This window comes from Mesorhizobium sp. B2-3-15, assembly GCF_006442875.1.
In the GTDB taxonomy this organism is placed as follows: Bacteria; Pseudomonadota; Alphaproteobacteria; order Rhizobiales; family Rhizobiaceae; genus Mesorhizobium; species Mesorhizobium australicum.
The window spans coordinates 174,491-199,121 of the sequence record NZ_VFVO01000005.1 but is presented as its reverse complement, the minus strand read 5'-3'; the positions used below and the strand labels follow the sequence as shown (position 1 = coordinate 199,121).

The window sequence follows — 24,631 nt, the reverse complement described above, 5'->3', positions numbered from 1 at the left end:
TCGAAAAAGGTTCGAAAAAAGTTTCGTCGCGCAGGAAATCTGGTATAATGAGTACATAAGTATTGCAAGAAATATCCACGCCTCGGCAAGAGTGGGTGGGCTGCCGCAAAGCTGGAGCGAACCCGCTCCAGGCGCGGGCATTCCGGTAATCCTGCCGGGAATGCTAAACAGGAACCGGGCCAGGGAGTGATTCGTCACGATGAACCGTTCGGAGCCGATCGTCCGGCGCAAACTTTCCGACGAAGTCTTTGCAAGATTGAAGCGGCTGATCACCAGCGGCGAACTGCAGCCGGGCGACGACATGCCGTCCGAGCGCGAGTTGATGGAGCGCTTCGAGGTCGGCCGGCCGGCGATCCGCGAGGCCATGCAGGCGCTGAGCAATATGGGGTTGGTCGCCATCTCGCATGGCGAGCGCGCCAAGGTGCTGCAACTCACCGCCAAGTCGATCATCAAGCAGGTCGACGGTGCGGCCAAGATCATCCTGTCCTCGTCCCGGGACACGCTGGAGCACCTGAAGACCGCGCGCATCTTCTTCGAGCGCGGCATGGTCAGGGAAGCCGCGGAAAGGGCCAAATCAGAGGATGTGCAATTGCTGAAGGCGACCGTGGCCGAGCAGCGCGCCGCGCGCGGCGATTCCGAAGCCTTCATCTCCGCCGACATGAAATTCCATACCCAGATCGCGTCCATTTCAGGCAATCCGATCTATGTCGCCGTCAGCGAAGCCACACTGGGCTGGCTGAAGGAATACCACACCGAAATGCTGATCTGGACCGGCAAGGAAAAATACACGCTGACCGAGCACGAAGAGATCATCGACCGCATCGAGCACGGGGATGCCGACGGCGCCGAGAAGGCAATGATCAAGCACCTCGAGCGCTCGCGTGCGCTCTATGTGATGAATCCCGAGAAGTAACCGATCCTGGTAATCGCATAGGGAGACATCACGAGATCGCCCTGACCAAGCGCGGAAGCGTCGACCCGCATGTCGTTCGGTGTCAGGTTCGCCAGCCAGACGATGGTCTCGCCCGACGCGGAGCGGCCGGCCAGCGCCAGCACCCGCGTCTCGTCGCTCGTCGTGGCGGAAACATGCGTCAGCCCGGCCAACTCACAAAGCCCTTCAATGGCCTGGAAAATCGGCCGCGGCGATCCCTCTGCGGCGGATTCGCCCGATCCCGCGACCACGCCGAACGGTCCAGCGAAACTGGACAGTGTCAGCATCTCCAGTCCCGCCGGTGCGACGCGCGCGGCATAGCCGATCGTCCATGCGGCGGCGAACTGCGCGGCGTGGCGGGGGTCGCGGTTCGCCATGGCGATGCGCTGTCCCCGAGGATTGTCCTTGGTCGCACCACCATACGGGTTCTGGCGCATGGCGATCGTCGATGGTCCGATCCGGTACGGCTTTGTCCCGAAGATCGCCCGCGTGGACCGGGTGATGAAGGGCAGCGCCTCCAGCGATTGCATCACGCTGAGATCGTCGGCGGCGTGCACGATCGGATTGGTGCAGTGGGTGATGAAATCGAGCTGGCCGGCTGGAACGCGCTTGCGGTTGAGTTCGGTGAAATAGCTGAACATGCCGCCGCCGAGGCGGAGGCCGGGAAAGCCCCGGCGGGCGGCCGCGTAGACGTCCTCGAGCGGTGGGCATGCCGGCCAGGCACTGCCCGGCGGCGTCGATTGCCGGTCGACCGCAGGCGACACCGCGATGGCGTCGAGCCGCAGGCCTGCCCGGCGCACCGTGTCGGCGATCTCGGAAAGTTCGGCGTCCAGATCGCCGGCACAAGCGACCACGCACTCCAGCGTCGTCGAAACAGGATAGGCGGCCGCCAGCCGGGCATGGGCGCGCAGCGCCTCGAGGCCGTGACCACGCGTCGGGTCGAAGTGGAAAAGCAGTTGCCGGGGACCGAGCCCTCGCAGCAACGGCAGGTCGGCAAGTGCCGCCTCGATCTCCTCGGGATAGACCACGATGCCGATATCGGGCAGCTTCGCGCCGGCTTGCCCGAGCTCGACGCGGACCGGTTCGGCCGGCGCCGCCGAGGCAGGCACATTGGCATCGCCGGTGATGCGCAGGCTGATCGTCTGGCGCAGCGCCTGCCCGGCCGGCAGCACATAGGGCCATGGCAGCGCCAGCGGCCGCACATAGGTTTTGTACGAGGCGTCGGACCAGTTGCGCTGGTCCTCCATCTCGAATGCGTCGCCTTCCATCCGGCATTGCGCGACAACGCCGGGCCGGACCTGATGCGTGATGGCGCGCAAATCCTTGAACGGCTGCCACGGGTCGATCAGATCGGGGAATTCCGTCTCGACCACGCTGCCGTCGGTGTGCTCGACCGTCACCGGGCTGCCGGCGAGGCCGGCGATCGGGTGCAGGATGCAGAAGCCGCAGCGGTTGGTTTCGAAATCGCTCTCGGGGAGCACGGTCACATCGAAGACCAGCCTGCCGTCGGCGGACCCTTCGATCGTCGCGTGGAAGCCGAGCCGGCTGCCGTCCGGACTGAGGCAGCTTGCCGCGTAGCCGACGGAGAAACGGTCGTCCTTCTGGTCGATGGTCAGGTCCGTCAGGTCGGGCTCATAGGTGCCCCAGTCGCGGTCGCGCACGATATAGGCGATGGCGCGCAGCACTTCGGTGCCGCCGTGGCGGATGGTGCGCAAATTGCCGTTGACCAGTTCCGCGCTCAATGCGCCCGCACGCAGCGTGACCGGCTTGGGCTCGGCCGCGCGCGTGCCGTAGAGCTGGAAAGCGTCCGCCGTCATCTGAGCAGCGCGTCGATCTGCACCGGTTCTCGGCTGGCGGCACCCGCATAGGCAGCCTCGACCAGGGCGAATGTCCTCAGATTGTCCGCGCCTGACGTCGCCGGTTCCTGGCCTGATGCAAGGCAGTCGACCCAGTGCCGCTGGATGGCGGCAACGCTTTCCTGGATGTTGTGCCACGGTCGCGAGGCCCAGGGCAGCAGCGGCGGCGAGACGTCGCTCACCTTGGTTCCGCTCTTGCCGGTGACGGTCAGCCGATAGCCTTGCGCCAGCCGGATCGTGCCGTCGCTGCCGTCGAGTTCGATGAGCGTCTCCGGGAAAGGCTCCACGGCAAGCTTGGTCGCATAACTGCAATCGACCACCGAGGTGGCGCCGCCAGCGTGGTCCATGAGGATCGTGGCGACATCCTCGCCGGCGATGGCCGGGTTGATGCGTTTGGTCCGCGCGGTCAGGCTCGACACATCGCCGAGCAGGAAGCGGGCGATATCGAGGATGTGGATGCCGAGGTCCTCGATGATGAAGCGCTTGCCCGTCGCGAGATAGGGCTGGCCGGAAAACACGTCATAGCCGGAGCGGAAGGAGATGCGTCCGAAGAAGGGCGTGCCGATCTCGCCGCTGTCGAGCACCGCGCGCACCGCCTGGATCGGCGATTGCCAGCGAAAATTCTCATGCACCATCAGCGGCACGCCGGCATCCGCGCAAGCCTTCACCATCGCCTTGGCATCGCCAAGCGTTGGCGCGAATGGTTTCTGGCAGATCACGGGAACGCCGTGCGCGGCCGCCATCTCGACCAGCGGCCGATGGCTGCCGACCGTGGTGGCAATGTCGACGAAGTCGAGCGTCTCGGCGGTGAAAAGTTCCGCCGCGTCGGTGTAGCGCCGCGTCACGCCGAACTGGTCGCCGACTATCTTGAGCCGCTCGGGATCGCGGTCGCAGACGGCGATGATCGCGGCGCCTTCGATGTCACGCCAGGCATGCATCTGGTTGACGGCGAAGAAGCCGCAGCCGATCAGCGCTCCACTTAAGCCCGCCATTCTCTCAACCCGCCTTTGCCATCTGCATGAGGGTGACGCGCTGCTGCAGCCGGCGCTGCGCCTGGTCGACGACCACGGCGACGATGATGACCAGCCCCTTGATCACCATCTGCCAGAAAGAACTCACGCCCATCATCACCAGCCCGTCCGACAGGATGCCGATGACGAAGGCGCCGACGATGGTGCCACCGATCGTGCCGCGCCCGCCCGACATCGAGGTGCCGCCGAGCACCGCCGCGGCGATGGCGTTCAATTCGAAGCTCTCGCCCGTCGCCGGATGCGAGGCCATCAGCTCCGAGGAGATGATCAGGCCGACGATCGCCGCGCAGAAGCCGGAGAACATGTAGACGAACATCTTGACCATGTTGACGCGCACGCCCGAGATCCGCGCCGCCCGCTCATTGCCGCCGACGGCGAAGATGTGCCGGCCGAGCGGGGTGTAGCGCGCGAGATAGGCAGCCCCCAGCGCCACCACGATCAGAATCCAGATCGACACCGGCAGGCCGAGCAGCCGGCCGGCGCCGAGGAAGCCGAAGCCGGTGGTGCCGAGTTCCGGCTTGCCGACCAGGTTGGGGAAGGTGCGGCCGTCGGAGGACAGCAGCGCGAAACCGCGCGCGACATAGAGCACGCCGAGCGTGGCGATGAAGGGTGCGACGTTGAGCCTGGTGATCAGCAGCCCGTTGACGGCGCCGATCGCTATGCCGACCAGAAGCGTGATCAGGGCGATCTCGACGACGTTGAAATAGATGGTGTAGCCGATCTGCAGGTCGATGCCGTTGAGCACGAGATAGCCGGCCACCATGCCGCACAGGCCGACGATCGAGCCGACCGAAAGATCAATGCCGCCGGTGATGATGACGAAGGTCATGCCCATGGCCAGGAAGGCATTGAGCGCCACGTGCTTGGCCATCAGGATCAGGTTCGCCGCAGACAGGAAGTTCGGCGCGGCGATCGAGAAGAACACCAGGACCGCGATCAGCGCGATAAAGGTCCTGAGCTTCATCAGTGTCAGCAACGCGGAGCCGCCGGAGGCGGAAGGAGCGGTCGCCTTGGCCGGAATGTCAGTCATCAGCGTTGCTCCCCATGTGCGGCCGGTCCGTGGCCCAGCGCCGATGCGGCGACGATCACCGCCTCCGTCGCTTCGGCGCGCTCGAACATGCCGGTCAATCTGCCATTGCTCATCACCGCGATGCGGTCGGACAGCGCCATCACCTCGTCGAGATCGGAGGTGGCGAACAGGATGCCCAGCCCGTCGCGCGAAAGCTTGCGCATGGTGCGGAAGACATCGGCCTTGGCGCCGACATCGATGCCACGGCTGGGCTCGTCCATCAGAAGCACTTTCGGTCCGGTGAGCAGCGCCTTGCCGATCACCACCTTCTGCTGGTTGCCGCCCGACAGCGACGAGACTTCCTGCGCCGGGTCGGCTACCTTGATTGCGAGTTCCCGCACCATCTGCATCACCGCCTGCCGCTCGGCGCCGCCGCGGATGTGGAACAGGCGCACGAAACGCGACAGGCTCGCCAGCGTCAGGTTGCTGGCCACCGAGAGGATCGACACCAGCCCTTCGCGCTGGCGATCCTCGGGGATCAGTGCAAGCCCGCGCTGGATACGGCGCGTCGTGTCGCGCTCCTTCACTTGCCTTCCGGCGATGAAGATCTTGCCGCTGGCATGGCCGTGGCGGCCCATGATGCAGTCGAACAATTCGCTGCGCCCGGCGCCCATCAGCCCGTATATGCCGAGGATTTCGCCGGCGCGCAGCGACAGCGAGACATGGTCGACCGCCAGTCCGCCGGTAACGCGCGGCAGGCAGATCTCCTCGGCGCGGAAGATTTCCTCGCCTGGCTGGTGGCCGTCGGCCTTGGCGAAATCCTTGGCATCCGAGCCGATCATCTGCCGCACGATCCACTGCGTGTCGACGTTCTTCATTTCCTCCTGGCCGGTGATGCGGCCATCGCGCAGCACGGTGACGGTGTCGCCGATGCGGATCAGTTCTTCCAGCCGGTGCGAGATGTAGACGATAGCGACGCCGCGCGCCTTGAGGTCGGCGATCACCTTGAACAGGATTTCGACTTCCGTAGCACTCAGCGCCGAGGTCGGCTCGTCCATGATCAGGATCTTGGCGTCGAGCGATACCGCTTTGGCGATCTCGACCAGCTGCTGCTGGCCGATGCGCAAGTCCTCGACCAGCATGTCTGGCCGGATGCCGGCCTCGAGCCGGTCGAGGAATTCGCCCGCCCGCTTTTCCTGTGTCTTGCGATCGATCTTGCCCAGCCGGTTGGTGATCTCGCGTGTGGCGAAGATGTTCTCGGCCACGGTCATATTGCCGAACAGGTTCAGCTCCTGGAACACCATGCCGATGCCGCGCGCGACCGCGTCTCCCGACGAGGAGAAGGAAACCTCTTCGCCTTCGAGCAGGATACGGCCGAGGGTCGGCTGCTCGACGCCGGCGATGATCTTCATCAGCGTCGACTTGCCGGCGCCGTTTTCGCCGACCAGCACGTTGACGGCCCCCTTGTGCACCTCGAAGTTCGCCTGCTTGACCGCGACCGTGCCGGCATAAACCTTCGAGACGTCCTCCAGCTTGAGGATAACCTCGTGAGCGGGGCTCATGGCTTCGGCCCGATCTCGGCCTCCGCCGGGGTCACCAGCGGCAGGTCCTGGCCGCCTTCGATCGTATAGGCGCCGATCACCTTGGCGGTGCGGCCCTCAAGCGCCTCGCGAGGCAGTTTGGACAGCACGGTCTTACCGGCATAGGCGTTGAAGGCCTTGCCGAACTGGGCGAAGTCGATCTGATTGGTGAAGTCGTTGAACTGGACGAAATCGAGGCTGTCTCTAAGTGCAGTGCCGCGTATCGCCGGCCCGATCTGGACGCGCGCATCGGCCTTGTCGTCGCCGTCCACGTCGACATCCATCGTTGCCGCGCGCGACTGCGTGTTGGCGGCGACGATCTTGCCCTCGACGCGGACCGCGAAGGTCCATGGCGAATTCGCCTGCTTCCTTGGATTGCCGTATTTGGCGCCAGCCGCCGCCGGATCGGTTTTCGCCAAGGCATGGACCTCGGCGAACGGCCCAGCCTTCTGCCTGAGGTAGGGGATGACCTTCGGGGCCCAGATGTCCTCGACCATCTTGTCCGGGTTAAAGGCAGACGCGCTGTTTTCACTCTGCGCCACCGGCGTCGGCAGGATTTTGCAACCGCCGAGGCCAAGGCCCGCGAGCGCGACAAGCGTCAGCCAACTAAAAGGGGTTAGCCAGGTCAATGTCTTCGGCATGGCGGTCAAAAGCACCCGGAACGTGAAATTAGAGCAATTCCAGGAAAACTGTGAAACGGTTTCCCGTCCGGAATTGCATCAAAATAAAGCACTGAGGGGCGAACGCGTGTCCGCCCCTCGCAATTATATCGTGCCGGCTCAGTTCTTCAGCGCGAAGGTTTCCAGCTTGGCGGCATTGTCGCCATTGATGAGCACGCAGTCCATCAGCTGCTTTTCCTTCTCGGGCGACTTCTTGTTCTTGATGAAGTCGTTGGCCTGTTCGACCGCCATCTGCGCCTGGGCGTAGGCCGGCTGCAGCACCGTCGCCTTGATGCCGCCCGAGGTGATGGAATCGCGCACGTCGTTCGAACCGTCGAAGCCGACGACGATGACATCCTTGCGGTTCGCCGCCGCGAGCGCCGCATAGGCGCCCATCGCCATCGTGTCGTTGCCGGAGATGACGCCCTTGATGTCGGGGTTGGCCTGCAGGATCGATTCCATCTTGGAATAGGCCTCGGTCTGGCTCCAGTTGGCCGATTGCTGCGCGACCATTTTCAGGTCCGGATAATCGTCGATGACGTCATGGTAGCCCTTGGAGCGGATGCCGGCATTGGTGTCGGATTCCTTGCCGACCAGCTCGACGAAATTACCCTTTTCGCCCATCAGCTTGACGAACTCCTGCGCGCCGAGCTGGGCGCCCTGGTAGTTGTTGGAGACGATCTGCGCCACGGCAACGCCTGTGGCGTTGATCTCGCGATCGATCAGGAAGGAGGGAATGCCGGCGTCCTTGGCCTTCTGCACGGCGGCGACGGTCGCGTCGGCGCCGGCATTGTCGAGGATGATCGCCTTGGCGCCGCGGCCGATCGCGGTATCGATCAGCTCGGACTGCTTGTTGGCGTCGTCGTCATGCACCAGCACCAGCGCCTCGTAGCCGAGTTCCTTGGCCTTGGCCTCGGCGCCGACGGCTTCCGCCTTGAAGAACGGATTGTCGTGCGATGGGGTGATGATGGCGATGAGGTCCGCCGCGTAGGCGGGCATCGCCGTGCCGAGCGCCAGCACGCCGGCGAAGGCGGCAAGCGTCATTCTGCGTGTCAGTTTCATGAAGTCCTCCCGTTTGAAAAGCCTGTGTCTCGATCGTTCGAGCCACTTGTCTGTGTTTGAATTCGTCAGCGTGTGAAGGTTGCGGAACGCCCGGGCTCAAGCCACCAGCTCCGCCAAGGCAAGTTCCTATTCCCCCATCCTCCACCCGTCTCAGCATCGAACTCCCGGCGAAGCGTGATCCGAGCGAGCATTAGCTTAGCTAACTGGTATGATGAGTCAACCACAAATTCAGGTGATCTGTACTAAGGCAGATCTGTACCTAAGACGCTCAAGTGATCCGCTGGATGCTGGCCGCGATCTCTTCGGGCTCGAAGACGCGCTTCCAGTCGTCGCGCATCAGCACCGGCTTGCCAAACTCGATCGCCTTGTTGCAGGCATCCGAGAACACCCCCTTGGTTTCGCCGAAGATGACGGCGCCGAGCACGTTCATGTGGCCAAGCAGGAAGTCGAGTGCCGCCTGCTGGTCGACGCCGCGCGCCACCACCTCGTCGACCGCTTCCTTCATGACGACCAGCAGCGAGGCGCACACGGTTTCCGAAAGGCCCGGCTCGAGCAGCGCCATCTGTTCGACGGAAACGCGGTGCGAGCGCATTACCGGCGCCCAGATGATCTTGGCGATAGCCTCCCCCTTGGCGTAGTCGGCCTCCGGCCCCTGCATCAGCGCGCTGACCATGTGCTGCTTGGCCTTGACGCCGCCGAAATAATCCTTCTTGGCCGCCATGTCGGTCTCGTCGTTGAAGATCGGCGGATGACAGGGATGGGTGACGAAGTAGGTCAGGTCGGGACGATTAGGCAGATGGCCGGCAAACGGTGCAGCGGCATCGAGCACGATGACCATCGTGCCCGGCGCAAGCTTGCTCTCGATGCTGGCCGCAACCTTGCCGATATGGGTGTCCGGCACGGCCAGGATCACCACGTCGGCGCCTTCCAGCGCCTCGTCGGCGCTGACCGTGTCGAAGCCCAGTCCGGTCTTCAGCCGCTCGCGGCCGGCCTCGCTGACCTCGACATGGCGGATCGTATAGGGCGAACCGCGGAAATTGGTCGAAAGGCGGTAGCCCATTTTGCCACCGGCACCGAACAGCGCAATCGTCGTCATCTAGCCCTTGCTCCCTGGTCGTGGACGCCGGCATTGCCGATCGTCATCTTATCCACTGGTATGATCACTCTACCACAGCTTGGCAAGAGAAATCATCACTCGGATTTCAGCGTGCCGTCGTCGCCTGCGCGGTCCACGGCGGCTCGCCTCGACAGCACCTGCCGGCCGGCCAGCGCCAGAACGAAGATGACGACGATGCCTTGCACGATGTCCTGCGCACCTGGCGGCAGGCCGACGATCTGCATGGTGGTGACGATGAGGATCAAAAGGATGCTGGCGAACAGCGTGCCGACGGCGCTGGCCGAGCCGCCGAAGATCAGCGTTCCGCCAAGAACCACCGCGGCGATCGACTGCAGAAGATAGGGCTGGCCCATTTCGAGGAAGGCGCCGCCTATATAAGCGCCGAGCAGCAGCCCGTTGAGCGAAGCCAGCACCGCCGAGATGATGAACGCCGACGCGATGATCCGGTTGTTGCGGATCGCCGCCAGTCGCGCGGCGGTGCGATTCTGGCCGACCGCCGACAGCAACTGTCCGAACACCGTGTAGCGCAGCACGAACGCGGTCGCGGCCACGCCGACAATGGCGATGACGGCCATGATCGGCACGCCGGAGACGCGGCCCGTCGCCAGCGTCTTCAAGAGCGGGCTGACGGCGAAACCCGATATGGCGCGGTTCGACAGCAGCGTTGCCGTCGCCAGCACATAACCCGTCGCCAGCGTGGCGATGATGGCTGGTATGTTCAGCCCGACGACGAGCAGCGAGTTCAAGCCGCCGACCGCAAGGCCGAGCAGGATCGCCGCACCCACGCCGATGGCGAGGTTGGCATCCTGGCCCTTGATGGTGAGCAGCGCCACGAAGGCGCTGAGCGTGATCACCGACGCCACCGAAAGGTCGATATTGCCGCGCCCGGTGGTGACGACGAACATCTGGCCGATGCCGACAACGGTTAGGAACGACGCCGATAGAATGATGCCCGACAGGCTGGAGAGGCTGAACCGGTTGGTGACGATGGACAGCACCAGCCAAAGAACGAGCACGCCGATCGCCGGCCAGACCCAGCGGTTCTTCTGCGCCCAGAGGCTGAAGGCGGCGAGGCCGTTCATTGTTCGCTCCTGCGGTCGGCGGTCAGGCTGCGCAGCGTCAGCAGGGCGATGAGGATCAGCCCTTGCGTTGCCGCGTTGAAGTCGCTGCTCACGTTCAGCGTGCCGAGCAAGGCGCCGATCAAGGCCAGCGTGACCGCCCCGGCGACGGCGCCGACCGGCGAGATGACGCCGCCCAGCAGCGAGCAGCCGCCCATCACCACGGCGGCGACGCTGAGCAGCGTGAACGAATTGCCGGAATTGATATCGCTTGCCGTGTTGATCGCGGTCAGTGACAGGCCGGCGGCAGCCGCGAACAGTCCGGCGACGAGGTAGCGCACCAGCGCATAGCGCGTCGGCGACCAGCCGGAGCGGATCATGGCGGTCGGATTGTTGCCGAAGCCGCGCAGCACCACGCCGAGCGGCAGCCGGTCGATCACCAGCACCACCAGCGCGACCGCGGCGATTAAGATGATGGAGGTGGGCAGGAAACCCAGTGACCAGCTGAACATTGCCGACAGCCATTCGGGGCTGGCGCCGCCCGGCGTAGGCTGCAGCGCGTAGCCCAGTCCCATCCAGATGAAAGAGGCGCCAAGCGTGACGACGATGGCTGGGATCTTGCGTGCCTGGATCAGGCCGCCAAGCCCGGCATAGGCGGCGACCGCCGCCACCAGCGCCAGCGCGCCGAGCCATGGCTGATCGTAGAGCAGCGTGGCGGAGAGCACGCTGACCAGGCCGGCAAAGGCGCCGACGCCGAGATCGATCTCGCTGCCGCCGACGATGAACATCTGCGCCGCCGTCACCAGCACCAGCGACAGCGCCGGCATCAGGAGCAGGTCGAGCCCGAAGATCGAAGCGACCGCCGGATTGGCCGAGATCATCACTGCCAGCACGGCGGCGAGGCCGATGAAGGGAGCCGCGTTCACCAGCCGGCGGGCAAGCCCGGCGCCGGCGGTGCTGTGTCGCGGGCCGGCGCGCGTGCCCGCCTGCTGGGCGAAGGATGCGCCGACGACGGCCGATTCCGTGATCGCCGCTCCGCTCAATTCCTTGACGATGCGCCCGCCGGAAAACACCAGCACGCGGTCGCAGGCCAAAAGCTCGGCATCTTCGGTCGTATGCCAGACCAGCGTGCGCCCGCTGCGCGCGATCTCGTTGCAGAGCCTGTAGAAGTCCTGCTTGGTGGCAATATCGACGCCGCGCGTCGGGTCGTCGAGCAGGACGATCGGCGTGTCGGCGACGAGCGCCCGGGCAACCAGCGCCTTCTGCTGGTTGCCGCCGCTGAGTTCAAGGATGTTGGAGCCGAAGCGCTTGTCGTCGAGCCCCAGCCGGCCGGCCGCTTCGGCCGCCGCCTTGCGGTTGGCACGCTGCGAAACCAGCCCCAGTGCCGGACGGCGGGCAAGGCTGCCAATGCTGATGTTTCCAAGCACGCTCCACAGCGGGAACACGCCTTCCTTCTGGCGGTCGCCGGCAATGAAACCGGCATCGCCGCTCCGGGTCACCGCGGCCCCTCTGGCGGAATCCGGCTCGAAAATGGCGTGCAGCAACTCCTTCTGTCCGCTGCCCTCGAGCCCTGCCAGTCCGATGATCTCGCCGCGGCCGATCTCGATGTCGCGGCCGAGCCCGGCAGTCAGGAAGCCGGACAGTTTGACCAGCGCCTCGCCGCTGCTGGCGGCAGTCGCGCTGTGCTGGTGGATCGAATTGGCGTCGCCGCCCATGAGCTGCACAAGTTGGCCAATCGAAGTGCCGGCGACATCGCCGCGCCAGGCGGTGCGCCCGTTGCGCAGCACCATCACCTGCGTGGCGATGTCGATGATTTCCTGCAGCTTGTGGCTGATGAAGATGAAGGCAAGGCCGGATTTGGCTCGTTCGCGGATGAAGGCCCGCAACTGCCTCGAGCGGTCGAGGTCGAGCGAGGAGGTCGGCTCGTCGAGCACGATCAGCTTGACACCCGGCGTGGCGGCGGCGCGCGCGATCTCGACCATCTGCCGCTCGGCGATGGAGAGATGGCCGACTTCGGCGTTCACATCGATGCCGTTGGCGGGAAAGACGGCGTCCAGCGCCGCCCGGGCGCGGGCTCGATAGAGCGCGCGCCAGCCCGGCCGGTTGCCTGCGTCGCCTGGCGTCTCCAGGAAGAAGTTCTCGGCCACGGAAAGGTTGGCGCACAGCGACAGTTCCTGATGCACCATGCGGATGCCGCGCCTTTGCGCCTCCGCCGTGTCGTAGTCGGCGAAGCCCACATCCTGGCCGGTGAACGAAATCGAGCCGAGGGTCGGTGGCGTCGCCCCGCACAGGATGCGCATCAGTGTCGATTTGCCGGCGCCGTTGCCACCGACCAGGCCGATGATTTCGCCGGCCGAGACGGCGAGGTCGATCTGCGCATTCGCCAGCGTCGGCCCGAAGCTCTTGGTGATCCGCGACAGCGAGACGACGTTTGGCCTGGTGTCGGGCACCGTAGCGGCTGCACCCTCCGGATCGGTTACGGCGAGATGGGACATTCGTCCTCCGTTTCTTACGGGCAGGGACCGGGCGCGGCCGTTTGGCGCGCCCGGTCCCTGGCAATGGCAGCCTTACTTGCTGAGCAGGTTCTGCTTGACCCAGTCGAGCGAATAGGTAGGGCTGATGATCTGGCCGCCCGGCAGCTTCGCATACTCCTTGAGATTGCTGGCATCGACCGTCGCCACCGGCATGATCATCAGCTTCGGTGCCTTGCCGCCCTTGAGCAACGAAAGGCCGAGCCAGAACGCGGCGCCGCCAATGCCCGGCGTGGTGTTCATCGAGACGGTCTGGTAGCCGTTCTTGGCATTCTCTTCGGCCCACCATTTGACGAAGTCGGTGCCGCCGCCGCCTTCGATGATCGGCATCTTGCCGGCATAATCGCCGCCATACTGGACGAAGGCCTGGGCGATGCCGACATCGTCGCTGCCGCCCTGGCCGAGCACGGCGTCGACATGTGGCAGCGAGGGCAGGACGTTGGCGATCGCCGCCTGCGCGACCGAGGCGGTCGCCTGGCCGTAGACGGTGGCGACAACCTTGATGTCGGGATATTTCGCCAGCACCGACTGCTGCGCGTTGAACATGTCGTTGTCGGGCGCAGAGCCCTTCACGCCGCGCACCTGGATGACGTTGCCCTTGCCGCCGATCATCTTGAAGACGGCTTCGGCCTGGGCCGCCTTGTAGCCCTTGAAGTCGAAGTTGAGCTGGTAGTTGCAGGGCGCCGAAGCAACCGAATCGAAGGAAACGACGATGATGCCGGCCTTGCAGGCCTTTTCGATGATGCCGTTGACCGCGGTCTCCGAGGCGGCGTCGACGGCGAGAACATCGACCTTCTTGAGGATCAGCTCGGCGATCTGGCTGTTCTGCTGCGCCACCGAGCCGTCACCGTTCATGATGATGTAATCGGCGATCTGGCCACCTGCCTTGGCTTCCTTGGCCGAGGCCTCGAACGCCTCCACCATCTGGTGGCGCCAGGTATTGCCGTAATAGGCGTTGGCGAGCGCGATCACCGGTTTGTCCGACGATGCGATCGCCGGCAAAACAGAAGCACTGGCCAGCGCGGCGCCGGCAAGCGCCGCCACAATTGAAAACTTCATGATCTCTCCTCCCAAAAACCGGCCGACCTGATCGGCTCGTCTGTCACTCCGTAAAGGTGTCTCTTCCGAAGGACACCATACCAGCTACATGTTATACCAGCATACCAAATAGGCAAGCCACTCGGAACCTCATTTGACTGCGTCGACGGGAGCAACGCGCCCGCCGGGTTCTCCGTCTCATCCCTGGCCAGTCGGGCCGTGCCGACACTATGTTTGCCGTCACGGCCGCGTCGAGACTGGCCACACTGGACGCTAGGTCATCATATATGTAATGTCAATTATTAGCGGGGACCTTGCCTGTTGGTGCGACTCGGGATCGATTGCCCCGGGAAACGATCAGGAGAGATGCGGATGGAACCGGTCCAGAAGAAGAAGTTGTATGTCGAGGTGCTCGATCGGCTGATGGCGGCGATCTCGACATCCGAATTTCCGCCCGGTTCCCAATTGCCGTCGGAAAAGGAACTGATGACGATGATCGGCGTCGGGCGGCCGTCGATCCGGGAAGCGATGCTGACGCTGCAGCAGATGGGGCTCATCCGGATATCGCACGGCGAACGGGCGCGCGTCATCAACCCGACGCCGGAGGTGATCGTCAATCAGGTCTCCGCGGCAATGGTCATGATGCTGGCGACGAATTCGCGCGGCCTCGAAGAACTCAAAGAAGTCAGGCTCTTGCTGGAAACGGGCCTGGTTCGGATCGCCACGCGACGCGCCACGGCCAAGAGCCTGGAACGGCTTGCCGGGACCTTGCGCCACCTACGCGAGGCGAAGGGCGACCAGGCTCGGTTCGTAACCGCCGACATGGAATTCCACGCCGTCATAGCGGAAATGAGCGGCAATTCGATGATCGCGGCCGTGGCCAAGGGCATGCTCGAATGGCTGTCGCGCTTCAAGCGCGATCTCGTGGCCGTGAAAGGCGCCGAGCGTCTGACGGTCGAGGAACACGAACGCATCTACAAGGCGATCGCCAGCGGCGACGCCGAAGGCGCCAGCGCCGCCATGGCGGACCATATAGGCCGCGCCAACGAACTCTATTCGAAACTGGCCGGCAGCGACGGCGGGGACTGACAGTCGCGAATTTTTTGACCGGGAAAACTCATGTGATGACATGATATCTTTTTGATGCTATCGCTCCCTTTATGAAGTTCATTCCAGCCGGGAAGCCTGCATTGACCGGTCGTCTTAACGCCACCTACCTGATCGAAACCCGCTATCCCATGGAGGTCGCCGCGGCCGCGATGGCGGGTGAGCAATCGAGCGGGACATTCCGTCCGATCCCTGGGGAGACGCCGGAACTGCTGCTCAGATTTGGCGCGCGCGTCGCATTCATCGAGGATCTTGGCGAGGTCGATGGCGAGGCGTTGCCGTTTTCGCGCGCGCCCGGAGATGCGGCGGCCGTCAGGCCGCGCCGGGCCAAAGTGGGTCTTTCCTGGAACATCGAGAACATGGGCACCGTGCTGGCTTCGGTCTGGTCGACGGTGCTCGGCAATCTGTTCGAGCTGCATCATTTCTCGGCCATGCGTCTGCTCGACGTCAGCTTTCCCGATGTCTTCGCTGATGCCTATCCGGGGCCGGCTTTCGCTGTCGAAGGCACGCGTCGTCTGACCGGTGTCACGGGACGGCCGCTGATCGGCACCATCGTCAAACCGAGCATCGGCCTTACGCCGCGGGAGACCGCGACCCTGGCCGATACGCTGATCTCAGCCGGCCTCGACTTCATCAAGGACGACGAACTGATGGGAGATCCCCCGCATTCGCCGTTCGAACAGCGGTTCGAGGCGGTCATGGCTGTCATCGACCGGCACGCCGACAGGACCGGGCGCAAGGTCATGTACGCGGCCAACATTTCCGGCGACATCGACGCCATGCGCCGCCAGCTCGACCTGATCGAGCGCCGTGGCGGCACCTGCGCCATGCTTGTCCTCAATTCCGTCGGCCTGTCGGGTGTCGTCAAGATGCGCCGGCATTCCGCCGTCGCGCTGCACGGCCATCGGGCGGGCTGGGGTCTCTTCAGCCGTTCTCCTGATGTCGGCATGAGCTATCTCGCCTACCAGAAATTCTGGCGCCTGGCCGGCATCGACCACATGCACGTCAACGGGCTGTCCAACAAGTTCTGCGAGCCCGACGATTCGGTGATGGCATCCGCCCACGCCTGCCTCACTCCGATGTTCGGCCGGGCCGACCGCCCCGATACGGTGATGCCGGTGTTTTCGTCCGGACAGACCGCGGTGCAGGCGGGCGAGACCTATGGAAGGCTCGGCTCGAACGATTTCATCTATTGCTGCGGCGGCGGGATCATGGCGCATCCTGGCGGTCCGGCCGCCGGCGTTCAAAGCCTGCACGATGCTTTCGAAGCCGCGGCGGCAGGCATTCCCGCGCGCGACTACGCGGCCACGCATCCGGAGCTCGAGGCCGCGCTGCAAGCGTTCGGCTGAATCTGCGCCATCGGCGCGCCATCAAGAGGAAATGGGAGAGAAGCAAATGATGACATCCGTGGCGGTGCTTGGAGCCGGAGGGAAGATGGGCTTCCGCGTGACGCGCAAGCTGATCGAAGCAGGCTACGATGTCCGCGCCGTGGAGATCGGCGAGGCCGGCCGCAAGCGGTTGGGAGAAGCCGATATCGCCGCCGTCGCCATGGAGGAAGGCATTCCCGGCGCCAAGGTCGTGGTGATGGCTCTGCCGGACAACATCATCGGCCAGGTGACGCGGCAGGTCTCGCCGATGCTTGCCAAGGGCACCATGATCCTCGTTCTGGATGCGGCCGCACCCTATGCCGGCGACCTGCCGAAGGACAGGCCAGATCTCACCTATTTCGTCGGTCATCCGTGCCATCCGCCGCTGTTCGGCGACGAGACGGAGTGGGCCGCGCGTCGCGACTATCATGGCGGCATCGCCAGGCAGTCGATCGTCTGCGCCCTGATGCAGGGACCTGAAGAGGACTACGCGCTTGGCGAGGAGGTGTGCAAGGCGATGTGGTCGCCGATCATCGACAGCCACCGGGTGACGGTCGAACAACTGGCGATCCTGGAGCCCGGCCTGTCCGAAATGGTCGCCATGCCCTTCGTCGACACGATGGTCGAGGCCGTCGAGGAGTGCGAGCGCAAATATGGCATTCCAAGGCAAGCCGCGCTCGACTTCCTGATCGGTCATCTGAATGTCGAGATCGCCATGTGGTTCGGTTTCTCGCCGAAAGTGCCGTCCGACGCCGCACTGCGCCTGATGCGCTTCGCCAAGGGCGTCGTGGTCCGTGACGACTGGCGCGAGGCACTGTCGCCGGCCAAGGTGAAGGAAGCCTCGGAATTGATCGTCTACGGCAAGGGAGCCTGAGCCCTGCCTTCGCGGATCATGTCGGTATCGACCGCTCTCTTCGACGGCTATTCCATGGAATTGGCCGTCGAGGAGATTGCCGCTGTGGGTGCCGCCCATGTCGAGCCGGCCTTTATCAGCGGCTATGTCGATTTCGACGAGGGTCTGTTTGCCGAGGCGCAGGCACTAAAGCTGTGCCGGACGGCGCAAAATGCCGGGCTTGGCATCAACGCCGTATCGGCTCATCTCGACCTGTCGGGGCCCGATGCGATCGAAGCATTGTCCCGGCGGATCGGCTTTGCAGCCGGTCTTGGCGCTTCGTTCCTGATCACCAATACCGGTCCGGCGAGAAACAGCGCGGCGATCCGCGCGACGATCGACGCTCTCCTGCCGAGGCTGGAGGAGGCCGGCATGGTTCTGGCGCTCGAAAACCCCGGACATGGCAGTGGCGATCTGCTCGGCGGCGCTCGGTTGGGGGCAGGCTTTGTCCGCGACATCGGATCGCCGTCCGTCCGCCTGAACCACGATGCCGGCAACGTCTTCACCTACAGCGGCGAGACGATGCAGCCGGCGCAAGATATCGCCGATGCCATCGATACGGTTGGACATGCGCATCTGAAGGATGTCGTCAGCACCGGCGAGGGATGGACGTTCTGCGCCATCGGCGACGGCTCTGTCGACTATGCATCCTACTGGGCCGTCTTGCCCGCCACGCTGCCAGTCAGCATCGAACTGCCGTTGCGGCTGCAGCGCCCCCGACGCCGTGATCCCCAGCGGCGAAGCACGCCGGTGGATATCGGCACCATTCGCGGCGCCTTGCGGCGCTCGCTGGAATTTGTGAACGCGCTGGACAACGCCGAGTTCTGAGCGCGGCCCGCCTACCCCCGCTCGGGGAACATCGCCTTCAGCCCCTCGCGCGACGCCTTGGCGACGCCGCGCTCAGTGATCAGCCCGGTCACCAGCCGCGCCGGCGTCACGTCGAAGGCGGGGTTTGCCGCAGGCGTTGCTTCGGGCGAGACGCGTACCTGGGCGATCTCGCCGCTCGCGGTCTTGCCCCACACCAGCGAAACCTCGTCGCCGGAACGTTCCTCGATCGGGATTTCGGCAAGTCCGTCGCCCACCGTCCAGTCGATGGTCGGCGAAGGCAGCGCAACGTAGAACGGCACGTCGTTGTCCGCGGCGGCGAGCGCCTTCAGATAGGTGCCGATCTTGTTGCAGACGTCGCCGTCGGCGGTGGTGCGGTCGGTGCCGACGATGACCATGTCGATTGCGCCGCGCTGCATCAGATGGCCCCCGGCATTGTCGACGATCAGCGTGTGCGGCACGCCGTGGCCAGCCATCTCCCAGGCGGTGAGTTGGGCGCCCTGGTTGCGTGGGCGTGTTTCATCGACATAGACATGGACCGGAATGCCGGCTTCGACAGCGAGGTAGATCGGTGAAGTGGCTGTCCCGTAGTCGACCGTCGCCAGCCAGCCGGCATTGCAGTGGGTGAGGATATTGACCGTCTCGCCCGGCTGCTTGCGCGCCGCGATATCCTTGATGATGGCGAGACCGTTCTCGCCGATGGCGCGGTTGAGCCCGACATCCTCGTCGGCGATCTGATTGGCACGCCGGTAGGCGGCCGCGGCGCGTTCACCAAGCGGCAGCGGCCGCAGGGTGCGCCGCATCTCGTCGAGCGCCCAGCGCAGGTTGATTGCCGTCGGCCTGGTATCGTGCAGTACCTCCCACACAGTGTCGAGCGCTTCGTCGGATGCATCATCCGTCATCTGCATGGCGACGCCATAGGCCGCGGTGACCCCGATCAACGGTGCGCCACGCACCCACATGTCGCGGATCGCGGTGGCGACGCCGGCGACCGTGCCGAGCTTCTCGATGCGGAACTCATGCGGCAGCCAGCGCTGGTCGATGATATCAACTGAGCGGCCGTCGTCGCTCAGCCAGATGGTCCGAAAGTGGCGGTCACCGACGTTCAAATGCTGTTCTCCTGTTCGATCAGCGCGGCCAGATTGTTGACCTCGTCGATGCTGTGGATCTGGCGCCGGTTGACGGCGATGTGACGGCCGAATTTCAGTGCCTTCGCCTCACAACTGGCGCGCAGATCTTCATCGGCAATGGTCTCGAAGTCGGCATTGTGGGCGAGACCGAGGATGCGCCGGTGCACCTCGATGCCGGCGAAGCCGAGCAGATCGTCCCATATCTGGTGCAGGACATTATCGAGCGCCTGCTCGGCGCCCAGCCGGTCGCCCTGATCCTCGAACAGGCTTTTTTGATAGAGCATGCCGGTGCGCTCCGTCCGCCATAACAGCGAGAACTCGGCGCGGAACACGGCCCAGGTTTCAGCCGTGACGCCGAGCAGATAGGCACGCATGGCATCGCGCCTGCCGTTCTGCTCATGCCCGCGCTGCGAGAAGAAGGACATCCAGAAATTGGCGAGCAGCATGCCGACGTCGAAGGCCATCGGGCCGTAGAAGGCGAACTCCGGATCGATCATCCGCGTTTCCTGATCGGTGACCATGATCGAGCCGGAATGCAGGTCGCCATGCAAAAGCGTCTCGGCATTGGCGGCGAACATATGCTTCAGCCGCTGCGCCTCCACCTTGAGGTCGCGGTCGGCCCGCAGTTCCGCCACCAGCCTATCGAGCTGCGGACTGGTGTGGCGGTTCATCTTGGCGTCGAAATAGGGGTCGGAAAACACCAGGTTCTCGGTGATGTCGCAAAGCTCGACATTGTCGGCGAACAGCGCCAAATCCGCCTTGCGCTCCTTGGTCACCATCGACAGGTCCGAACCGCGAAACAGCGTGCGGGCCATGAACAGGCCGATATCCCTGGCAATGTTCGGCAGTCGGCGCCCGTCGATCAGGGCGCGCCTGAGAATGATGTGTGGCGGCGCCAGATATTCCATGATGATCAGCGCCTGGACCTCGTCGAAGTAGTAGATCTCCGGCACCGAGCCCGGCGCGCGTGCCTCTTGCCGGGTCAGTGCGTGGTATTCGAAGAAGGAACGTTTTAGCGGCAGCGGCCAGCTGTCGCCGACCAGGCGGACATAGGGCAGGGCCTGCTTGACGATGGCGCCGCCACTGGCGCCTTCGACGATGAACACCAGGTTCAGATTGCCGTCGCCAACCTCGCGAACTTTCCAGGCGCTCGCATCCTTGCCGATCTTCGCGCACAGCGCTTCGTTCGTGCCGAGACGGGTTGCGAGCGTCTCCACCGACAATGCTTCGAACGGCAAGTTCCCAGTCATCCTTGTTCCTCCCGCCTATGTGCTCCGATCATAAGGAGCCCAAGCGGCGGGGCCAAGCTAGGAAGCTGTCTGGCAATTGTCAATCGTGTTGACAATTGCCTACATTGACCATAGCGTCATGACCAGGGAGGAACGCATGGTCGGCAATGCCGTGTTCCGCGTAGAGGGACTGAGGAAATCCTTTGGCCGCAACGAGGTGCTTGGCGGCATCGCGCTGGACCTCCATGCCGGCGAAGTGACCGTGCTGATGGGCGCCAACGGCGCCGGCAAATCCACCCTCGTCAAGATCATCAGCGGCGTCTACGAGCGTGGCGGCGGCTCTATGACCCTCGCCGGTGCGGAGTTCGCGCCGAACACGCCGGCGGAAGCGATCCGCGCGGGTGTCGTCACCGTGCACCAGAACATCAATGACGGCGTGGTCGCCGATCTCGATGTCGCCACCAATCTTACGCTCGACCGGCTGAGCGGCCGGGGCGTGCCGACCCTGTTCAATCCCGCTCGCGTGCGCCGTGAGGCCAAGGCGGTCGCCGACCGCATGGGGCTGGCCATCGATTTGAAGGCGCGCGTCAGCGATCTTTCGCTGGCCGACCGCCAGATGGTGGCGATTGCCCGGGCGCTGGCGCACCAGCCGAAAGTGCTGATCCTCGATGAGCCGACCTCGTCGCTCTCCAGTGCCGAGGCCGACAGGCTGTTCGCGCTGGTCGACCGTCTGCGCGAGCAGGGCGTGGCGATCCTCTACATCTCGCACCGCATGTCGGACATCAGGCGGCTCGCGGATCGCATCGTCTCGATGCGCGACGGTGTCGTCTCGGGCGCCTTCGATGCCAAGCCGCTCGATTATGAAGGTGCGGTCAACGCCATGCTCGGCCGCAAGATCCATCTCGACCGGATCGTGGCCAGGAGTTCCGCCAGGGCGGTCCTGAGCGTCGAAGGCCTGCGCATCGCGCAAGGGGCCAAGCCGATGTCGCTGACACTCGGCGATGGCGAGGTCGTCGCCATCACGGGCCTCGTCGGCGTCGGCAAGACCGCTCTTGCCGAGACGCTGTTCGGTGTGCGCCGGCCGCTCGACGGCACCATGACGATGAACGGCAAGCCTTATGCGCCGCGCTCGGCGGGCGACGCGATCGCCGCCGGCGTGTTCCTCGTCGCCAAGGATCGTGCGACCAGCGGCATCGTCGACGGCTTCAACATCGAGCGCAATGTCAGCCTGCCGTTTCTGAAGCGCATGTCCAGTCTGAGCGTGCTCAGGCGCCGCCTCGAACGCGCCACCGCACGCCGGCAGATCGAGCAACTGGGCATCGTCTGCCGCTCCGAGAAGGACGAGATGTCGGCGCTGTCGGGCGGCAACCAGCAGAAGGTGATGGTCGCCCGCTGGATGGCGCAGAATGCCGCGCTGTTCATCCTCGACGAGCCGTTCCAGGGCGTCGATATTTCCGCCCGGCGCGACATCGCCGCCAAGCTGAGGGCAAGCGCCAATGGCCGCGCCACGCTTCTGTTCGTCACCGAACTCGATGAAGCGCTGGAGACGGCCGATCGCATCCTGGTGATGTCGGAGCACACGATCGTCGGCGAACACCGCAATGCCGATGTCGACCTCGACCGCCTGCTGGCCGAGGTTGCCGGTGGACCGCTGCACAGCGCTGCCTGAGCGTGGCGGCTGATGGAATTAGAATGGAGAGACCATGGCTGCGAGTTGGGTAAATGGGGCAGCGGCGCCGGGGTGCGCCGAATGACGCTGCGCGACTACGCCATCCGCTATGGGTTCATCGTGCTGCTGTTCGGATTGGTCGCCTATTTCGCGATCGTCGCCGACGGGTTCGTTTCGCCGCAAAGTGCCGTCTTCATCTTCCAGTCGGTCGCCATCACCGGCGTGCTGGCGCTCGGTGTTACCGCCACGCTTGTCGTCGGCGGCTTCGACCTGTCGATCGGTTCGGTCGCAACCTCTGCCATGATGGCTGCGGCCTATGTGATGGTGGTGCTGGAGCAAAACGCGTTCGTGGCGGTCATCGTCTGCCTGTTGATTGGCGCCATTGTCGGCCTGATCAATGGCTGGCTGATCGTCTACATGCGTGTACCCGATCTGCTGGCGACGCTCGGCATGATGTTCCTGCTGGTCGGCCTGCAACGCATCCCCACGGAAGGCCGCTCGATCGCCACCGGCATGACCATGCCCGATGGCTCGGTCGCCAGCGGCAAGTTCTCCGATGCCTTCCTGGCGCTCGGCCGCCACCGCTTCGACTTCTTCATCCCAAACCTCATCCCGGTCTCGGTCGTCGTGCTTCTGGCGCTGGCCGTGCTGATCTGGTTCTTCCTTGAATACACCCGCTTCGGCCGCATGATGTATGCGGTCGGCAGCAATGAGCGCGCCGCCGAACTCGCTGGCGCGCCTGTCAAGGCATACAAGATCTGGGCCTACGTTATTTCAGGCGTTTTTGCCTCGATCGGCGGCATTTTGCTCGCGGCCCGGCTTGGACGCGGCGACATCGCCTCGGGTAATAATCTGCTGCTCGATGCGGTTGCCGCGGCGCTGATCGGCTACGCGGTGCTCGGCGCCGCCAAGCCGAACGCCTTTGGCACCGCCATCGGCGCGCTGTTCGTCGGCATCTTGCTGCAAGGCCTGACAATGATGAACGCGCCTTACTACACGCAGGATTTCGTCAAGGGCGTGGTTCTGGTCGTCGCCCTTGTCTTCACCTTTGCCCTTTCGGGCAGGGGCAGGAACTAGCATTCGGCCAGATAGGAATTTTGGGTTCAACAAAAGTGGAGGAAAACAAGGTGAACATCACTAGAAGACTTCTGGGGAAAGTGGCGCTCGGGCTCGCCGGCGCAACCATGCTGATGCAGGGGGCATTTGCCGCCGACAAGCCGGCGCCGTTCGACAAACCCGGCGTCAAGATCGCACTGGTTCGCTATCTCTCGACCGGCGACTTCTTCCAGGCGTATCTGTCGGGCGTCGAGGCGCAGTCGAAGGCGCTCGGTATCGACCTGCGCGTGCTCGACAGCCGCCAGGACGCCGCCCTTCAATCCGACATGGTCGACCAGGCCATCGCGCTCGGCGTGCAGGGCATCATCATCCAGCACGGCCTGACGGAATCGATGAAGGACGCCGCCCAGCGCGCCGTCGACGCCGGCATCAAGGTGGTGGCATTCGACGTTAATGTCGAAAACCCCAAGATCCCGCAAATCGAACAGTCGGACAAAGATCTGGCACGGCTGGCGCTCGAACAGGCAGTCAAGGACAATGGCGAAAGCTGGAACGCCGGCTATGTCTATGTCGCCGGCATCGCTCCGCTCGACCGCCGCAACGAGACCTGGGTCGACGTCAAGAAAAAATATGCAGGCATAAAGGAAGCCGCCATGTTCGGCACGCTCGACAATCCGATCGCCAACTCCGTCGCCAACCAGGCGCGCTCGGTGCTGTCGGCGCACCCCGACATCAACGTGATGTTCGCGCCCTATGACGAGTTCGCCAAGGGCGTGAAGATCGCCGTCGACGAGGCCGGCCTGAACAAGAAGATCAAGATCTATTCGGCCGATATTTCGACGTCCGACATCGCTGCGATGCGCGAGCCCGACAGTGCCTGGGCGGCTACCGCGGCGACCAACCCGGCCGTCGTCGGCCAGGTCTCGGTGCGCGCCCTGGCGCAACTGCTCGCCGGCGAAGATCCCGGCCACAACGTCATCGTGCCGCCGACGCTGATCACCCAGAAGGAGTTGATCGACAAGGACATCAAGAACATGGAGGACCTGTCGGCCAAGCTGCCGCAGTTCGCCCATGCCGACGTCGCCATGCCTGCATGGATGCCGAACCCGAACGCGAAGTAGCTTCGGCACAGACTCTTGCTGATTATGGAGTCGAGACGAAATGAAAGCCGCCCTGTAGCAGTCGCTGCGGGCGGCTTTTTCGATGTGGTTCACTCGTTGAACAGGTCGGAATGCGAACCGGTACGGGCAAGCTGCAATTCGTCGTCGACAACGCGATAGATCAGGAGCCAGTCCGGCTCGATATGCGCGTCGCGAAGCCTTTCCAGTCCCCTTTCAGAGGATGATCCTTGTACACCGCAGGCAGTTCTTGTCCGGCGATGAGCAGGCCTAACAGATCGCGCAACTTGCCCAGGTCCTTGCCACGCTTTTCCATACGCCTCACATCCCGGCGAAATTGCCCGGAGCGAATGGGAACTGGCATGC

Annotated in this window: 20 protein-coding genes and 1 pseudogene; 8 read left to right on the top strand and 13 right to left on the bottom strand. The window is 64.2% G+C overall.

Translation table 11 applies throughout. The features are described 5' to 3' along the window. The first annotated feature begins 199 nt into the window (after nucleotides 1-199). On the top strand, nucleotides 200-913 hold the full coding sequence (locus FJ954_RS12590; RefSeq protein WP_140661499.1) for a transcriptional regulator NanR: 714 nt from the start codon (nucleotides 200-202) through the stop codon (nucleotides 911-913). Here the strand turns inward: FJ954_RS12590 and FJ954_RS12585 are convergent. The 10 genes from FJ954_RS12585 to FJ954_RS12540 all read right to left on the bottom strand — a co-directional run bounded on the left by FJ954_RS12585 (nucleotide 889) and on the right by FJ954_RS12540 (nucleotide 13,893). Next, nucleotides 889-2,748, bottom strand: a complete 1,860-nt coding sequence (locus tag FJ954_RS12585) for a hypothetical protein (protein ID WP_140661498.1) — start codon at nucleotides 2,746-2,748, stop codon at nucleotides 889-891. The two genes, FJ954_RS12590 and FJ954_RS12585, sit on opposite strands and share 25 nt — an antisense overlap. Next, entirely contained in the window at nucleotides 2,745-3,779 is a 1,035-nt protein-coding gene (locus FJ954_RS12580; RefSeq protein WP_140661497.1) for a Gfo/Idh/MocA family oxidoreductase, read from the bottom strand. Before FJ954_RS12580 ends, FJ954_RS12585 begins: the two co-directional genes overlap by 4 nt. 4 nt (nucleotides 3,780-3,783) lie before the next feature. Beyond that, on the bottom strand, nucleotides 3,784-4,848 hold the full coding sequence (locus FJ954_RS12575) for an ABC transporter permease (protein ID WP_140661496.1): 1,065 nt from the start codon (nucleotides 4,846-4,848) through the stop codon (nucleotides 3,784-3,786). Beyond that, entirely contained in the window at nucleotides 4,848-6,389 is a 1,542-nt protein-coding gene (locus FJ954_RS12570) for a sugar ABC transporter ATP-binding protein (RefSeq protein WP_140661495.1), read from the bottom strand. The genes FJ954_RS12575 and FJ954_RS12570 overlap by 1 nt, the downstream gene beginning before the upstream one ends. Next, the gene (locus FJ954_RS12565) at nucleotides 6,386-7,048 is read right to left on the bottom strand and encodes a DUF2291 family protein (RefSeq protein WP_015318944.1); all 663 of its coding nucleotides are present in this window, start codon (nucleotides 7,046-7,048) and stop codon (nucleotides 6,386-6,388) included. Before FJ954_RS12565 ends, FJ954_RS12570 begins: the two co-directional genes overlap by 4 nt. A 138-nt stretch (nucleotides 7,049-7,186) precedes the next feature. After that, on the bottom strand, nucleotides 7,187-8,128 hold the full coding sequence (locus FJ954_RS12560) for a D-ribose ABC transporter substrate-binding protein (protein ID WP_015318943.1): 942 nt from the start codon (nucleotides 8,126-8,128) through the stop codon (nucleotides 7,187-7,189). Between the two features lie 268 nt (nucleotides 8,129-8,396). Further along, on the bottom strand, nucleotides 8,397-9,224 hold the full coding sequence (locus tag FJ954_RS12555; RefSeq protein ID WP_140661494.1) for a phosphogluconate dehydrogenase C-terminal domain-containing protein: 828 nt from the start codon (nucleotides 9,222-9,224) through the stop codon (nucleotides 8,397-8,399). Between the two features lie 95 nt (nucleotides 9,225-9,319). Continuing rightward, complete coding sequence (locus tag FJ954_RS12550) at nucleotides 9,320-10,327, bottom strand: ABC transporter permease (protein ID WP_140661493.1); 1,008 nt, start codon at nucleotides 10,325-10,327, stop codon at nucleotides 9,320-9,322. Beyond that, nucleotides 10,324-12,798 (bottom strand): ATP-binding cassette domain-containing protein, encoded by a 2,475-nt coding sequence (locus FJ954_RS12545; RefSeq protein WP_140661492.1) that lies wholly within the window; start codon nucleotides 12,796-12,798, stop codon nucleotides 10,324-10,326. Before FJ954_RS12545 ends, FJ954_RS12550 begins: the two co-directional genes overlap by 4 nt. 72 nt (nucleotides 12,799-12,870) lie before the next feature. Further along, nucleotides 12,871-13,893 carry an ABC transporter substrate-binding protein gene (locus FJ954_RS12540; protein WP_140617391.1) on the bottom strand — a complete coding sequence of 341 codons (1,023 nt, stop codon included), beginning with the start codon at nucleotides 13,891-13,893 and terminating at the stop codon, nucleotides 12,871-12,873. Nucleotides 13,894-14,244: 351 nt separating this feature from the next. Between FJ954_RS12540 and nanR the strand changes: the two genes are divergently transcribed. The 4 genes from nanR to FJ954_RS12520 all read left to right on the top strand — a co-directional run bounded on the left by nanR (nucleotide 14,245) and on the right by FJ954_RS12520 (nucleotide 18,066). Continuing rightward, nucleotides 14,245-14,961: a transcriptional regulator NanR gene (nanR, locus tag FJ954_RS12535; protein ID WP_140661491.1), complete on the top strand. Its 717-nt coding sequence runs from the start codon at nucleotides 14,245-14,247 to the stop codon at nucleotides 14,959-14,961. Nucleotides 14,962-15,032: 71 nt separating this feature from the next. After that, on the top strand, nucleotides 15,033-16,328 hold the full coding sequence (locus tag FJ954_RS12530) for a ribulose-bisphosphate carboxylase large subunit family protein (protein WP_140661490.1): 1,296 nt from the start codon (nucleotides 15,033-15,035) through the stop codon (nucleotides 16,326-16,328). 49 nt (nucleotides 16,329-16,377) lie between these two features. After that, on the top strand, nucleotides 16,378-17,220 hold the full coding sequence (locus FJ954_RS12525; RefSeq protein WP_281405546.1) for a phosphogluconate dehydrogenase C-terminal domain-containing protein: 843 nt from the start codon (nucleotides 16,378-16,380) through the stop codon (nucleotides 17,218-17,220). Nucleotides 17,221-17,238: 18 nt separating this feature from the next. Then, a complete protein-coding gene (locus FJ954_RS12520; protein ID WP_140661488.1) occupies nucleotides 17,239-18,066 on the top strand; it encodes a sugar phosphate isomerase/epimerase in 828 nt (275 codons plus the stop codon). 11 nt (nucleotides 18,067-18,077) lie between these two features. On the opposite strand, the gene mtnA is transcribed toward FJ954_RS12520, so the two are convergent. Together mtnA and mtnK are read right to left on the bottom strand one after the other, a co-directional pair. Beyond that, nucleotides 18,078-19,172, bottom strand: a complete 1,095-nt coding sequence (gene mtnA / locus FJ954_RS12515; RefSeq protein WP_140661487.1) for an S-methyl-5-thioribose-1-phosphate isomerase — start codon at nucleotides 19,170-19,172, stop codon at nucleotides 18,078-18,080. Further along, a complete protein-coding gene (gene mtnK, locus FJ954_RS12510) occupies nucleotides 19,169-20,443 on the bottom strand; it encodes an S-methyl-5-thioribose kinase (RefSeq protein WP_140661486.1) in 1,275 nt (424 codons plus the stop codon). The genes mtnA and mtnK overlap by 4 nt, the downstream gene beginning before the upstream one ends. 136 nt (nucleotides 20,444-20,579) lie before the next feature. On the opposite strand from mtnK, the gene FJ954_RS12505 reads away from it, so the two are divergent. From FJ954_RS12505 to FJ954_RS12495, 3 genes are all read left to right on the top strand, one after another. Next, a complete protein-coding gene (locus FJ954_RS12505; RefSeq protein WP_140617604.1) occupies nucleotides 20,580-22,091 on the top strand; it encodes a sugar ABC transporter ATP-binding protein in 1,512 nt (503 codons plus the stop codon). Between the two features lie 81 nt (nucleotides 22,092-22,172). Then, on the top strand, nucleotides 22,173-23,168 hold the full coding sequence (locus FJ954_RS12500) for an ABC transporter permease (RefSeq protein WP_140661485.1): 996 nt from the start codon (nucleotides 22,173-22,175) through the stop codon (nucleotides 23,166-23,168). Between the two features lie 50 nt (nucleotides 23,169-23,218). Next, the gene (locus FJ954_RS12495; protein ID WP_140661484.1) at nucleotides 23,219-24,268 is read left to right on the top strand and encodes a substrate-binding domain-containing protein; all 1,050 of its coding nucleotides are present in this window, start codon (nucleotides 23,219-23,221) and stop codon (nucleotides 24,266-24,268) included. An 89-nt stretch (nucleotides 24,269-24,357) separates the two neighbouring features. Here FJ954_RS12495 and FJ954_RS12490 read toward each other — a convergent pair. Then, nucleotides 24,358-24,629 (bottom strand): annotated as a pseudogene (locus tag FJ954_RS12490) (type II toxin-antitoxin system YafQ family toxin). Nucleotides 24,630-24,631: the final 2 nt, after the last annotated feature.